At 27.4% G+C, this 14,468-nt stretch carries 15 protein-coding genes; all 15 read left to right on the top strand.

What is annotated here, in order from left to right; genetic code table 11:
- Positions 1-505: 505 nt before the first annotated feature.
- A complete protein-coding gene (locus CPX_RS03480; protein ID WP_268760257.1) occupies positions 506-628 on the top strand; it encodes a hypothetical protein in 123 nt (40 codons plus the stop codon).
- Positions 629-653: 25 nt separating this feature from the next.
- A complete protein-coding gene (locus tag CPX_RS02080) occupies positions 654-1,160 on the top strand; it encodes a hypothetical protein (RefSeq protein WP_053521528.1) in 507 nt (168 codons plus the stop codon).
- Between the two features lie 5 nt (positions 1,161-1,165).
- Positions 1,166-1,381: a hypothetical protein gene (locus CPX_RS02075; protein ID WP_017191675.1), complete on the top strand. Its 216-nt coding sequence runs from the start codon at positions 1,166-1,168 to the stop codon at positions 1,379-1,381.
- 38 nt (positions 1,382-1,419) lie between these two features.
- Positions 1,420-1,611 carry a hypothetical protein gene (locus tag CPX_RS02070; RefSeq protein WP_053521527.1) on the top strand — a complete coding sequence of 64 codons (192 nt, stop codon included), beginning with the start codon at positions 1,420-1,422 and terminating at the stop codon, positions 1,609-1,611.
- A 572-nt stretch (positions 1,612-2,183) separates the two neighbouring features.
- Entirely contained in the window at positions 2,184-2,444 is a 261-nt protein-coding gene (locus CPX_RS02065; RefSeq protein ID WP_152907386.1) for a hypothetical protein, read from the top strand.
- Between the two features lie 686 nt (positions 2,445-3,130).
- Positions 3,131-3,286: an ATP-binding cassette domain-containing protein gene (locus CPX_RS03510; protein WP_320408627.1), complete on the top strand. Its 156-nt coding sequence runs from the start codon at positions 3,131-3,133 to the stop codon at positions 3,284-3,286.
- Positions 3,287-3,470: 184 nt separating this feature from the next.
- On the top strand, positions 3,471-3,650 hold the full coding sequence (locus CPX_RS03370; protein ID WP_017191714.1) for an ATP-binding cassette domain-containing protein: 180 nt from the start codon (positions 3,471-3,473) through the stop codon (positions 3,648-3,650).
- A gap of 200 nt (positions 3,651-3,850) precedes the next feature.
- Positions 3,851-4,042, top strand: coding sequence for a hypothetical protein (locus tag CPX_RS03365; RefSeq protein ID WP_235443240.1), 192 nt, complete (start codon positions 3,851-3,853; stop codon positions 4,040-4,042).
- A gap of 74 nt (positions 4,043-4,116) precedes the next feature.
- Positions 4,117-5,793, top strand: a complete 1,677-nt coding sequence (locus CPX_RS02055; RefSeq protein ID WP_053521525.1) for a DUF2963 domain-containing protein — start codon at positions 4,117-4,119, stop codon at positions 5,791-5,793.
- Between the two features lie 1,362 nt (positions 5,794-7,155).
- Positions 7,156-8,022, top strand: a complete 867-nt coding sequence (gene fba, locus CPX_RS02050; RefSeq protein ID WP_053521524.1) for a class II fructose-1,6-bisphosphate aldolase — start codon at positions 7,156-7,158, stop codon at positions 8,020-8,022.
- 41 nt (positions 8,023-8,063) lie between these two features.
- A complete protein-coding gene (gene pfkA / locus CPX_RS02045) occupies positions 8,064-9,041 on the top strand; it encodes a 6-phosphofructokinase (protein WP_053521523.1) in 978 nt (325 codons plus the stop codon).
- Between the two features lie 51 nt (positions 9,042-9,092).
- Positions 9,093-10,568: an MATE family efflux transporter gene (locus tag CPX_RS02040; RefSeq protein ID WP_053521522.1), complete on the top strand. Its 1,476-nt coding sequence runs from the start codon at positions 9,093-9,095 to the stop codon at positions 10,566-10,568.
- Positions 10,568-11,767: a phosphoglycerate kinase gene (locus CPX_RS02035; RefSeq protein WP_420885268.1), complete on the top strand. Its 1,200-nt coding sequence runs from the start codon at positions 10,568-10,570 to the stop codon at positions 11,765-11,767. Before CPX_RS02040 ends, CPX_RS02035 begins: the two co-directional genes overlap by 1 nt.
- Before the next feature lie 42 nt (positions 11,768-11,809).
- Positions 11,810-12,823: a type I glyceraldehyde-3-phosphate dehydrogenase gene (gene gap, locus CPX_RS02030; RefSeq protein WP_053521520.1), complete on the top strand. Its 1,014-nt coding sequence runs from the start codon at positions 11,810-11,812 to the stop codon at positions 12,821-12,823.
- Positions 12,824-13,015: 192 nt separating this feature from the next.
- Positions 13,016-14,299 carry a glucose-6-phosphate isomerase gene (locus CPX_RS02025; RefSeq protein ID WP_053521519.1) on the top strand — a complete coding sequence of 428 codons (1,284 nt, stop codon included), beginning with the start codon at positions 13,016-13,018 and terminating at the stop codon, positions 14,297-14,299.
- Positions 14,300-14,468: the final 169 nt, after the last annotated feature.

The following is a 14,468-nucleotide window of genomic DNA, read 5'->3' as shown; positions in this document are numbered from 1 at the left end:
TTTTTTTCTTTTTTTCTTTTCTTTTTTAAATATTTAAAAATAATGATTTTTTCGGTCTTAAAATGATGATAATCACTATAAAGCTTCTTTTTTCGGGATAAAAATGATTTTTTAAGTTTTTTTTAAATATTTTTAAATTATTTTTTAAAAAAAGGTTGACAAATAGTTTTTTTTATGTTATCATAAATTAAATTAATAAATAATTTTTTCTAAAAGATATTTATTTTAGAAAAATTAGTAGTTATCTTTCGGTGCCATTTCGTTGGGTCTCACCCCTCCTTTTTATAGTCTTTTTTATAAGAATTATTAATTTATTGATAATATTTTAAACTCTGTTTTGATGGATATTTTGGCGTTTCACTTGCAAAAAAAGATATAATGAGATTATATAATTAAATGAAAAGAGAGATAAATAAAATGTCATCAAATCAGTCCCCCTTATAAACCGCCTAAAAAGGAAGGCAACTCGTTATTAATTAGGATAATTGTTGTTGTCGTTATTGCAGTGTTAATAATTGGTTCGATAATTGCAGCTCAAAAAGGTTCAGACGATAAATTTTTTAGTTTCAATATCGGACCAGGAAACGAAGAGTCAAATAAAACAACAGAAACAGCGAAAAATACATAAACAGTAATAGTAAACGTTGATTTAGGTGCTTTATATAATATACCAGATAGCCATTAAACAACATATTCAACAAAAAATTGATATCAATTTTGACGCAGAAGTTACTCATAAATCAAGTTATAATTCCAATAAATATAGCAAACACAAGATAAATTCACTTATTGAAAATCTTGCTGATAATATAAAAGCAGTTTATTTTGATGGCGGTGAAAGAGAACCTTCTTTTGGCAACGGTCAATTTAAATCGGAACAATTAAAGAAAATGGGCAACAGGTCCACAAAAATTTATATATTCAAATCGTTGAGCCCTAATAGATATGAAATTGTTTTGGACACATTCGAAGGAGATGTTGCTTTCCGAAGACGAATGACTGATTATATTCAAAAAAATATTAATACTAACTATCCAGCTCAATTTAATGTGGGACCTCATAAAAAATTAAAACATTTTATTAAAAGTCTTCTTTCTGGCGTTAAAGGTGTTTATTTCGCTGAAGGCACAAGACCTCAACAAAAAACCATTACACTTTAGAAGAATTGATTGCAAATACTACTGGTTCGCTTAATAATATTTATATTTTTAAAGAAAAAAAGATTAACATTCAAGAAATAGTTATCCCCCAAGGGAGCCATTCAAATATTCAAAAAGTTATCGAATTATACATTAAAAACAATATTGATTTCAATTTTGTTGGAGAAGTAAGCGATTATTCATGTTATAATTCTAATTATTATAGTTCAAAATTTAGATAGCAAAATGCTTATAGACGTTGATACCTTAGATGTTTTAAGTGTTTATTTTGACGGAGGAACAAGAAAAAAGACTTTATTCTCCGGAATACACTTTAAATCAATTAAAACATAAATCTAATGGAGCTAACAATATTTATATTTTCAAAGCAGAAAAGCTAGACATTAAAAACATCGAATTAGAACCGGTTGATGATGATTACAATAAATTTGTAATTGTTCCGATAATATAGATTGTTCATCAAACAGTTAATTCAACAACGATAAAACATCAAACTAAAGAGGTGAAAATTAATTTAGGAGAAATTGAAGATATTCCTGGCGCTATTAAATAATATATTAAGAAAAATATTAATCCTGAGTTTAAAGGCAAAGTTTCAGACACTCCTAGTTATAATTCTAATAAATATAGCGATCAAAACATTAATTCTCCGATTAAAAACCCTAATGACAATATAAAAGCTATTTATTTTGACGGAGGTAAAAGAAAAAAATCATCTTAGTTTACCCAATATGATTTAGAAGATTCAAAAACAATGGGTAATGGAGTTAATAAAATGTATATTTTCAAAGTCGTTCAAAAAAACCATTCACTATTTTCCATGTTAATATCGGAACAATTGGCGACGCAACTTAAAATATTCGAGATTTTATTAAGGTAAAAATAAATCCCGACTTTATCGGTTCTGTTTCAGAAACTCCAAGTTACAACGCTGATAGTGTTTTTTTATAAAAAAAAATTAATAATCCGATTAAAAATCCTGATAAATATAACAAAAAAGTTTATTTTGATGGAAGAAAGAGATTGAAAACTTTTTTAAGATCCCACTATACTTTGGAAGAATTGAAGCAAATGGGAGATGGAGCTAAAACGATGTATATTTTTCATAATGATTCAGCCGAATCAAAGGCATTCCAACTCGTCTCTGTTCAAGTGCTCCCTATTGAACAAAAGCCAAAAGAAATTAAAAAAACACTCAAACCATATGCAATTGACGAAACAATCAAATCGAAAGAACAAAAGCAAGAACAAAAAGAACCGAAAACACAATATAATTATAATTGATTTTTAAAAAAATTTCTTAAATTAAAAGAGAATAAAATAACCTTTTTTATAACGCTATTGTTTTAAAATTTCAAAACTTTATAAAAGGGTAATTTTTCTGGATAATAAAAAAACTGCTTATTTTCGGCGGTTTTTTTATTTTGATCTTTTGATGGAACGTTGATCGATTTAGCCTTCCTTGTTCGAACTAATAAAAAATTTTATTTTGTGAGATATTTTTTTAAAAAATGATATAATGAATTTGTATTTTAATTTTTTGATTCTTTTTGAATATTTATTCAAAAATTTAATGATGATTAATATATTTCCATAAATATTAAAAATTGCTTATTTTCGGTTTAAAAAAAATTTAAACTAACGATGATTAAAGAAAATTTTGTAAGAATAATAAGAAATTAATATAATGAAAAATAAAATTATAAATAAAAATAGATAATACGATAAAAATAAAAATTATTTAATTTAATAAAATTTTAATTTTTTTATCCATTTGCTATGTCTTTTTTAAAGTTTATTTTTTTAACTATCTTTTAATTTTAAAATGAATCTGATGTTCTTTTGTTTTTTCTAAATTATTCATATTTTAAAAAAATAAATAATTAAAAAATGAGTACTTACGACTTCCAAAAAAAAGAAGTCATTATCGAAGCTAAAAACTTACAAAAAGCTTTTTATTTAAAAAAAATATTTTTAAAGTTAATAATAATATTAATTTATCTATTTTCAAAGGAGAAGCTTTATCGATCGTCGGTAGTTCTGGTTCAGGCAATTCCGCTTTAGGACAAGTTATTTTACAATTGCAAAAACCTGATTCAGGCAAAGTCTTGTATTGTAAAGACTAAGAAAAGATTGATTTAACCCTTATTAGCTCTAAAGAAAAACGTCTTTTAACCAAAGAATTGCAAATTATTTTTCAAGACCCTTTTTCTTCTTTAGATCCTCAATTTAAAATTGCCGATATTATTGAAGAAAGTTTATTAATCTATAAAATGGTTAAAAATAAAAAAAGATCCTTAATATGAATCGATGATTTTAGATATTATGGATAAATGCGGAGCAGACCGCAAATTATATAATCATTACGCTAACTATCTATCAGGCGGACAAAGACAAAGAATAGCGATCGCTAGGTCTTTAATTTTAAAACCTAAATTTGTTGTTTGTGACAAAATAGTTTTAGCTTTAGATGTTTCTAATCAAAACTAAATTTTAGATTTTTTAAATAAATTTAAAAAGATTATCAAATTACTTTTTTATTTATTATTCATAATTTAGGAGCGGCTAGTTATTTAAGCGATCGGATATTTGTGATGGATGCATTTAGGCAATATAGTAGAGATGGGTCCTACTAAAAAAATTTTTGAACATCTACAAAACACCCTTATACCAAAAAATTATTAAACGCTATGCCGAAAATTAAAAATAAAATCAACAATATTCAAGAAAATAAAATTGATACCCAAAACAATAAATTTACTTTTTTGTTTGAGCAAAATCAAGCTGATTTAGATTGGTATGAAGTTTCTGCTGGACATTTTATTTTATACACTTTAAAAACAATAATTTTTTTCAGAAAGAATCGAAAAAAAAGAAAATAAAAAAACATGAAAAACACATAAAAAAATAAAAAAATCTTACTTAGAAAGGAAAAGTCAAAATAGGAGAAAATCAAATGAAAACATCGAAACCTTTACAAAAAAAAAAAACTGTCATTTCTATCTTTTTATTTTTATTATTTATTTTATTATCATTGGTATCTTTTGCTAATTGGAAAACAACTCATGAAATAGCAAAGATTAAAGAAGATGTTCAAAAATTATCACAACTAACCAAAAACGAAAATCAACAAATAAAAAAAGTAAATCAAGAATTACTTTTTCGAGATAAATTAAATTTCATAGTTAAAGAAATTCATCCTTCTTTTAAATTATCTTCTGCATCAGCAAATGATCCTGTTACTTTTAAACCCTCAAAAACAGATAAATTTTTATCTTTTGCTGAAATAATTGGGATGCAAAAGGAAAAAGAAATCTTGGAAGAATTTATTTTATATTCACAAAAAATCAAAAATCGTAAATCAAATGGTAAATGCGAAGCTCCAATGGGAATTTTAATGTATGGAACTGCTGGTACTGGTAAAACTATTTTAGCAAGAGCAGTTGCTAAAGAAACTAATTTACCTTTTTTTGAAATTTCTTCTTCGATGTTTTTCCAAAAATACAAAGGAGTCGAAAAAAATTTGGTAATTAATTTATTCAAATCAGCGAGAAAAGAAGCACAAAAAAATAATGGAGCTATTATTTTTCTTGATGAATGTGACACGATTTTTACAGATTTAGGCAGTTTAGAAGCTAATTCGGATACAGCAAATGTTGTTAATCAATTCAAAACTGAATTAACTTCAACTGAAAATGATGTTAACAATCCTATTTTTATTATCGCAGCGACTAATCACTTTCAGAAATTAGATGAATCTATTAAATCAAGATTTGATTACAAAACAGAAGTTAAAGTCGGTGATTTTAAAGATCGTAAAGCTTTTTTAGAATTTATGATTAAAAAAAGAGGTAATGAATATTCAGAAACAGCCAAAGATTATTTAGTTGAAGATATTAATAACAAATTAGATGAATTATCATTTTTAAGAGGAGAAGAAATAAAATCTAATAGAATTTTAGAAAACTTTTTAAAAGCTATTGCAAGAGCCAATGAGAGAGCTATCAATATTTCGAATACAAATAGAGGCAATTCCTTTAAGATTACTATTGAAGATATTCAAAAAGCTTATGCCAAAGTTTACAATACTGATGAATTTCCAGAACCAATTTTAAAAAGAGTTGTTTATAAATCTGATGGTAAAACCATTAATCGCATCTACGAATACAATTCCAACGCAAAAATAATTAAAACAACTTATTTTCAATTTCAATCTGATGATAAAACCATTAATCGCATAGAAGAATACGATTCCAATGAAAAACTAATCAAAACAACTCAATATCAATCTGACGGCAAAAACATTTATTACGTCGATGAATACGATTCCGATGAAAACCCAATTAAAACAACTTATTTTCAATCTGATGGTCAAACCATTGATTGCATCGAAGAATACGAATACGATTCCGATGAAGAACTAATCAAAACAACTCAATATCAATCTGATGGTAAAACAATTAATTATATCTCCATAAACGAATACGATCCCGATAAAAAACTAACAAAAACAACTCAATATCAATCTGATGGTCAAACCATTAATTTCATCTACGAATACGATTCCGATGAAAACATAACCAAAACAACTTTTTATAAATCTGATGGTCAAATCATTAATTGTATCGAATAATGTGATTCCGAGGGCAACTAATCAAAACAACAAAAAAACTAAAAAAGACGAGTCAAATACAAAAGACTAAGTAATAAGTTATTTTAAAAATACTATTTTTATATTAATTTCCATAACGACAGTTTCTCTTTTTGAGTACGGTTTTGCAAACACCTTCTAAAAAAAGTAATTTTTTAAAATTAAAGCCTCTTTGCTTGAAGGTATTCAAATATATTGAAATCGAAAAAAACTGTTTTAATTATTTATTAAGTAATCTTATTGATTCCTTTTTTTAACGGTTTTATTCTCGATCTCAAAATCTCTGCAAACTATTTAAATATTGATATTAACTAGATTAAAAGTTAAATCTGAGTTATTAACTTAATAATTTAACTAAGTTTAATAATTAAATTAACTAAATAATCTTTTTTTTAATTTCTAAACAACAGCAAATCTGCGAAAGTCTTTTCAAAATAAAAAACTTTATTAGAAAGAAAAAATTAATATGGCAAAAGAAAGAAAAAATCTCATTTACAAAGAAGAACTAAGGTACAAATTTTAAATAAAATCACTTTTAGCGCCTGCGCTTTCGTTATTTTTTATTTGGGAGGAGCGGTCGGTTTTTATTTACCTAAACCCACTACTCCTGTATAGCCTTAACTTCGGGTCAAGAAGAAACCCAAGCGCGCCAACAAATATTCAAATCCCAAATTGACTACTTAGCCGGTGAAATCGTCAAACCAACATTGTACCCTATAGATAAAAAGCATTTAATGGCGATGAAAGTTTATTTTGAAACTAAATTAAAGGAAATTAGTTAATAGGTAAAACAATTACCTTTTTATATTAGAAAACCCAGCGAATTTAAATAAGTTAGCTTTTTTATTTAAATAACTCCCAAAAGAGAATAAAAAATATGAAATTAATTATATTTTAAAGACTCGACGGTAGAGGTTTATTTTTAAATTTTAAAAAGTAGATTATCTAGCACATTTTTTATTTAAATCTCGTAATATAGTCCAAATTCAAGAAAAATTCATTTTTGACCTCTTGTTTTCACATTTTTTCAAAATCTTTCTTAAAACAAAAAAACAAAATAAAAAAATTTTATTAGAAAGAAAAAATCATGAAAAAAGCTTAAAAAGTCGATTTTTCTCATGATAAATTATTCATCTTTAAGCGATTTTTGTTTTTGTTGTTATTTTTTTTAAAAAAAAGTATTAATATAATAAATGTATGTATAATATAAAAATTGTTTTATAAATTGAATTATCAATCATAATTCATTTATAAATAAATTTATGTTGTAATGTGTAATTTTATTATATAAAACCTATCAAGGACGTTTTATATAATAAAATACATTTAAGAAAGGATTTTTCAGTGTTAACTTCCGATAAAAAAGTTATTTTAAAAGCTCACCAAGAAGGTTATGCGATCGCTCAAGTAAATATTAATAATTTAGAATGGATTAAAGCTGCTTTACAAACTGTAGAAGAATTAAAATCACCGGTTATTTTAGGAGTGTCAGAAGGTGCAGCTAAATATATGGGAGGTTTTAAAACTGTTGTTGCTATGGTAAAAGAATTAGATGCTTTTTATAATATTAGTGTTCCTGTAATACTTCATTTAGATCACGGTTCTTTTGAAGGCGCTCAAGAAGCTCTTAAAGCTGGTTTCACTTCTGTTATGTTTGATGGAAGTCATTACCCCTTTGAAGAAAATTTAGAAAAAACTCGTCAAATAACTCAACTATGTCGTGAAAAATCAGTTTTACTGGAAGCCGAAGTAGGCGGTATCGGTGGAGAAGAAGATGGAGTAGTTGGTCAAGGTGAAATTGCTGACCCTAATAAATGTAAAAAAATAACAGAATTAGGCATTGATATGTTAGCTGCTGGTATCGGCAACGTCCATGGCAAATATCCAGATAATTGGAAAGGTCTAGATTTCGATGTTTTTGTTAAAATTAGATCTTTGACTAAAGAACAAGTCCCTTTAGTTCTTCACGGTGGAACTGGTATTCCTGAACACATGATTAAAAAAGCTATTTCTTTAGGAGTGGTTAAAATCAATGTTAATACTGAATTTCAATTAGTTTTCGCTGCAGCTACACGTAAATATATTGAAGAAGGCAAAGATTTAGTTAATAAAGGATATGATCCAAGAAAATTATTAAATCCAGGTTTTTTAGCTATTAAAAAAGAATTAAAACATAAATTAACTTTATTTGGTTCCGTTAATAAAGCATAATTTCAAAATAACATTTATAAGAAAAAAAGGTTATATTAATAATGAACAATGAACAAAATTTAGAAAAAATCGCTGTTTTAACTTCAGGCGGAGATGCTCCGGGGATGAACGCTGCTATTAGAGCAGTCGTTATGGCAGGAACTAATCAAAATTATGAAGTTTATGGTGTAAAAGACGGTTATTTAGGTTTATATAACAATCAAATAGAATTGTTAACACCTGATTCTTTAGACAGAATTATCAACGTATCAGGTACTTTTTTAGGTACTTCACGTTTTTTACCTTTTCAAAATGAATTAAAAGTTCGTCAATCATGTGCTAACAATTTAACTGATTTAGGGATTACTAAATTAGTGGTTATTGGTGGAGATGGTTCTTATCATGGAGCTATGAAGCTAGATGAATTAAGTATTAAATGTGTAGGCATTCCTGCTACGATAGATAACGATATTAATGCTACAGATTATACAGTTGGCTTTAGTACGGCTTTAAATAACGTAGTGGATGCGATTGAAAAATTACGCGACACTTCTATTTCTCATCGTAGATGCAGCATTATCGAAGTAATGGGCAGACACAAAGGTGATTTAGCTTTATACGGCGGACTTGCTGGTGGAGTGGATATGATTGTCACAAGCGAAAAATCTTTAGATAAACAAACTATTTTTGATAAAGTTAAAGAATTATACGAAAAGAACCAAAGACAAGCTATTATAGTGGTGACAGAACATATTTTCGCAGTTAATGAATTAGCTAAAGAAGTGGAAAAATATAGTGGTTTTGAAACAAGAGCTCAAATTTTAGGACACATTCAAAGAGGTGGAACTCCTACAGCTGAAGATATAATTTTAGCCAACAGAATGGGCAGTTATGCAGTTGAATTGTTAAAAAAAGACATTCATAATTGTGGTATCGGAATTCAAGGCAACAAATTAACTCATCTTGAATTTAAAAACATTTTTGATCAACCCTATGTAAAAGACGAATTGTTTGATGTATTTGACAAAATAACTCAATAAAAATATTTATTTAGTTTTTTTTAATTAAGAAGTAAAGGATAAATTTTAAAAATGTCTACAAATGTTAAACAAAAAAATTTAAACACAAACAATTCTCAACCTCAGTTTCAAGGTTCGATTTGGAAAAATTTAATCGTTATTTCTATTCCAGTCGCTATTTATTTAATATTTAAACATTTTACATCCGCAGTAGATTATTTTATTGTGGGAAATCCAACAAAAATAAATAAAAATATCGATTCAGTTATTACTTTGATGAAACAAATTGGTAAAGTTTTCCAAGCTATTGCGATGGGTTTAGGCGGTGCGGGCGTTATTTTAGTAGCCCAAGAATATAAAAAAAATAATAAAGAAAAAACACAAGAATACGTAACTTTAGCCTTTTTGTTTTCTATTATTTTAAGCCTTTTATTATCCATTGTATTCTATATTGGCGCTATAATACCTAATTTCGACCTTTTTTTACCCGTTAGTTATCGTACTGATGGTGGCTCTTTATGTTATAACATTCAATTAATATCTTTCATTTTTATGACTATTAATGTAGTGTTTATTGGAATTGAAAGAGCTAAAAATAAAACGTGTTTTGTTTTTTTCTTAAATATTTTAAACATTTCAACAAGAGTGCTTTTAGCCTTTGGTTATAAATGGTTTAGAGAAAAAGGAAATGTAAGTATTGTTGATTTGCAATTCGCTACTTTATTTTCTGATTTATTGATTACTTTTATAGCTTTTTATTTTATGTTCTTTAATAAGAAAAACGATACCAGATTAGATTTCAAAAAATTCAAATTTTCTTCTAAAGTGTTAAAAAAATTTTCTAAATTATCTGGTGGATTAGTGGTCGGCAAGGCTACTTATGAAGTTGGTAAAGCAGTGGTTAATATTTTGACGACAAAATTTTATGAACCTTATGAACCTTCTTTATTAGGAATTGCCGGTTTAGCAGCGTTAGTTAATGGTATTGTTTATTCTTTATCGCAATCTTTTGAAGATGGACAATCAGTCATGGTGTCGCAAGAATCTAGCAATCAAGATTCACGAAAAACTCTGAAAATTTTTAAAAATGTTTTCGTTATTACGACTATTTTAGGCACAGTCGGTATTTTGGTAAATCAATTTTATGGCGAAAAATTATTAAGATTTTTCAAACCAACCAAAGATTTTTCATCGGAAGAAATTCAAGGTTTTAAAACGATTTTATTTTATGAACAATTATCACTTTTCACTTCTGTATGGGCTTCAATGATGATGGGTTATATTATTTCGTACAATAAGAGCGCTAAAGTATCATTCTGGATGAATCTTTTAAGAGTTTCATTGAGAATATCTCTATTAAGTTTATTATTCCTTGCAACTGATATAAACCATTATAGTCAATTCGGTTGGAGCACGGCCGGAAGTAACATTATTGTTTTAATAGTCGTAACTGTTATCTTTGTGAAATTTATTAAAAAAAGCCATAATGAAAGTGCGCAACAAAAAATAATTAAAAAAGATTTGAAAAAAAAGGTATTTTTGGTATGATGACAAAAACCCTTTCTACAGCTAACGTTAAAAATAAAAAAGTTTTATTACGAGCAGATTTAAATGTTCCTTTAGAGAATAAACGTATTACAGATGATAATAGAGTTAAAGCTATTTTGCCTACTTTAAAACATTTAATTCAAAATGAAGCCAAAGTAATTATTTTTTCTCATTTCGGTAGAATTAAAATCGAAGATGATAAAAAAAAATATAGCCTTGAAGTTGTGGCTCAAAATTTATCTTCTCGTTTGGATGCTAAAGTTTATTTCGTACCTCAAACAAGAGGAAAAATTTTAGAAAAAGCTATTGAAAAACTTCTCCCTGGAGAGGTCTTGATGGTTGAAAATACTCGTTTTGAAGATTTAGACAACAAAAAAGAAAGTAAAAATGACGCTGATTTAGGAAAATATTGGGCTTCTTTAGGCGATGTTTTCGTGAATGATGCATTTGGAACTTCTCATCGCAGTCATGCTTCTAACGTAGGTATTGCTCAAAATATGGAAGAAAAATATTTCGGTTTTTTAGTAGAAAAAGAAATTAATTTTCTTCATAAAATCATCAAAACACCTCAAAGACCGGTAGTAGCGGTTTTAGGTGGTTCTAAAGTATCTGATAAAATTAAAATCATTCGTAATCTTTTGAAAAAAGTTGATTTTCTTTTGATCGGGGGTGGTATGAGCTTTACCTTCTTAAAAGCGCAAGGTCATAACGTAGGCAAAAGTTTACTAGAAGAAAACGAAATACCTTTAGTGAAAGAATTATTAAGTTCTGAAGAAGGTAAGAAAATTATTTTAGGTCCAGATGTTGTTTGCGGCGAAGAATTTGCTAACGAAACTAAAGTTAGTGTTTCTGATGTTAACAATATTTCTGATAATGTGATGGGTTTAGATATCGGTCCTAAAACAGTCGCTTTATTTCAAAAATATTTAACTTTAGCTAAAACTATTGTTTGGAACGGACCTTTAGGAGTTTTTGAATTTGATAATTTCGCTCAAGGCACTAAAGAAATAGCACAAATAATAAGTCGAATGCATAATAAAGCTATTACAATCATCGGTGGTGGTGATAGTGCAGCTGCTGTCTTTAAATTTGGTTTAGACGGTCATTTTAGCCACATTTCTACTGGCGGAGGAGCCTTTTTAGAATATTTAGAAGGCAAACCAATGTTTGGGTTGGAATGTATCGAAAATATTGAATAAAAAATTTATGAAAAAATAATTTAAAAAAGGTATAAAAAAATTATGAACAAAAAAACAAAAGTAGCCATTAATGGTTTTGGACGTATAGGAAAATTATCGTTTCGTTCTATTTTTACTAACCCACAATTTGAAGTTGTTGGCATCAATGATTTATCTAATTTAGAAACAATCGCTTATTTATTAAAATACGATACTGCTCAAGGATCATATAAAACAGATTCTGTTTCTTATGAAGATAATCATTTAGTAGTGGATGGGAAAAAAATTCCTGTTTTTCAAGAAAGAAATCCTAAAGATTTGCCTTGGGGTAAATTAAATGTAGATATTGTTTTAGAATGTACTGGTTTTTTCGCTAGTAAAGAAAAAGCGGATCTACACTTACAAGCTGGAGCTAAAAAAGTTTTAATTAGTGCTCCTGCTACTGGCGATTTAAAAACAGTTGTTTACAATGTCAATGATAATGTTTTAACTAAAGATGATCACATTGTTAGTGGAGCTTCTTGCACTACTAACTGCTTAGCGCCTGTTGCGAAAGTGTTAAACGATAACTTCGGTATTAACCAAGCGTTTATGACAACAGTTCACTCTTACACAAGCGACCAAACTTTAATTGACCAAAATCATTCTAAAGGTATTTGGGCTAGACGCGGTAGAGCAGCAGCTTCTAACATGGTCCCTACTTCTACAGGAGTAGTGAAAGCTATTGGTTTAGTATTACCTGAATTAAAAGGTAAAATAGATGGTACATCTGTTAGAGTTCCAACTGTAACAGGTTCTTTAGTGGATCTTACAGCAGAATTAAACCAAGAAGTAACAGTGGAACAAGTTAATCAAGTTTTTGCTAAAAACGCTAACGAAACTTTAGGATACGTTAAAGATCCTATCGTATCTTCTGACATTGTAGGAACTGCTTATGGTTCTTTATATGACTCTAATACTTTACAAATTCTTCAAACAAAACCTAAATTTATCAAATTAATGTCTTGGTATGATAACGAAATGAGTTATGTTAGTCAATTGGTAAGATTATTACACAAAATGTCTACGTTGTTATAATTTTTAACCATAAAAACAAAACCGCTAAAAAACCAAAATACAATATGCTTTATTTATACTTTATAAAGTATATTGTATTTTCTCTTAAAAGATGATTTATTTTTCCATTTAGTCTAATTATTATTTATTAAAAAACAATAGTTTTTTAAAAATATATTTGCAATAATCAAAAGATAATTATGGAGTGTTGATATGAGTTTAAACTTAAATTTAGATGGAATCCAAAATTTTTTAAATTGGGATGAGGAAAGTAAAAAAATAGCTCCTCAAGTTAAAAAAAATCATCAAAAACTGCATGAAGATCAAGAATTAAAAGATACTGTTTTAGGATGGTTAACTTTACCTTTGAACGATAATGTTGAGGAAATTCAAAAAATAAAAAAATTAAAACAAGAACATCCGGATTTAGATGTGTTAGTAGTGATAGGGATTGGTGGTTCTTATTTAGGCGCTAAAGCGGGAATAGAACTGCTTCAAATTCCTTTTCAAAAAACTAAACCTGAAGTGTTATTCGCAGGCCATCAAGTGTCAGGTAATTATTTAACAAATTTGACTCATTATTTAAAAGATAAGAATTGGGCGATGAACGTTATTTCTAAATCTGGTACTACTTTAGAACCTGCTTTAGCTTTTAGAGTATTGAAAAAAGAAATAGAAGCAAAGTACGGCAAAGAAAAGGCTAAAAGACGCGTTTTTGCTACTACAGACGGTAAAAAAGGTGTTTTATTAAATATAGCTAACCAAGAAGGTTACGAAAAATTTGTTGTTCCTGACAATGTTGGCGGAAGATTCAGTGTTTTAACTGCTGTAGGATTATTACCTTTTGTTTTTGCTAATTTAGATGTAGAGGCTATGTTAAAAGGAGCTCATCAAGCTTATTTAGATTTTTCATCTGATGATTTAAATAAAAATGAAGCGTATCAATACGCAGCGGCCCGTTATCTTTTACACACTAAATTAGATAAAAAAATGGAATTATTAGTTAGTTATGAACCACATTTATTAGGTTTTTCCGAATGGTGGAAACAATTATTTGCTGAATCTGAAGGTAAAGACGAAAAAGGTCTTTTTGTGGGAGCTATTAATAACTCTACTGATCTGCATTCTTTAGGACAATTCGTCCAAGAAGGAAGTAAGTTATTTTTTGAAACAGTTTTAAATGTAGGTCATTTTGACCAAGATTTAGTCATTCCTCAAGTAGAGAATGAATTAGATGGCCTTAATTATCTAGCAGGTCAAAATTATACAGATATTAATCAAAAAATTAAAACAGCGACCAAACAAGCTCATATTGAAGGACAGGTACCAAATTTAGAATTGACTGTACCTCAATTAGACGAATATAACTTTGGTTATTTAGTTTATTTCTTTGAAAAAGCTTGCGCTATGTCTGGTTCTCTTTTAGGAATTAATCCTTTCAATCAACCAGGTGTGGAAGTTTATAAACAAAGAATGTTTGCTTTATTGAAAAAATAATTTTATTTATACAAAAAAAAANATATATATATATATATTATATATATATATATATATATATATATATATATATATATATATATATATATATATATATATATATATATATATATATATATATATATATATATATATATATATATATATATATATATATATATATATATAT

This window comes from Candidatus Phytoplasma pruni (assembly GCF_001277135.1).
Lineage (GTDB): Bacteria > Bacillota_I > Bacilli_A > Acholeplasmatales > Acholeplasmataceae > Phytoplasma > Phytoplasma pruni.
Note: the sequence above shows the minus strand (reverse complement) of the source record. Positions and strands in the feature narration are given on the sequence as shown.

Coding starts and splice junctions, on each gene's coding strand:
- gap (WP_053521520.1), top strand. CDS start 11,810: ATGAACAAAAAAACAAAAGTAGCCATTAATGGTTTTGGACGTATAGGA.
- CPX_RS02035 (WP_420885268.1), top strand. CDS start 10,568: ATGACAAAAACCCTTTCTACAGCTAACGTTAAAAATAAAAAAGTTTTA.
- CPX_RS02055 (WP_053521525.1), top strand. CDS start 4,117: ATGAAAACATCGAAACCTTTACAAAAAAAAAAAACTGTCATTTCTATC.
- CPX_RS02040 (WP_053521522.1), top strand. CDS start 9,093: ATGTCTACAAATGTTAAACAAAAAAATTTAAACACAAACAATTCTCAA.
- pfkA (WP_053521523.1), top strand. CDS start 8,064: ATGAACAATGAACAAAATTTAGAAAAAATCGCTGTTTTAACTTCAGGC.
- CPX_RS03370 (WP_017191714.1), top strand. CDS start 3,471: ATGATTTTAGATATTATGGATAAATGCGGAGCAGACCGCAAATTATAT.
- CPX_RS02025 (WP_053521519.1), top strand. CDS start 13,016: ATGAGTTTAAACTTAAATTTAGATGGAATCCAAAATTTTTTAAATTGG.
- CPX_RS03365 (WP_235443240.1), top strand. CDS start 3,851: ATGCCGAAAATTAAAAATAAAATCAACAATATTCAAGAAAATAAAATT.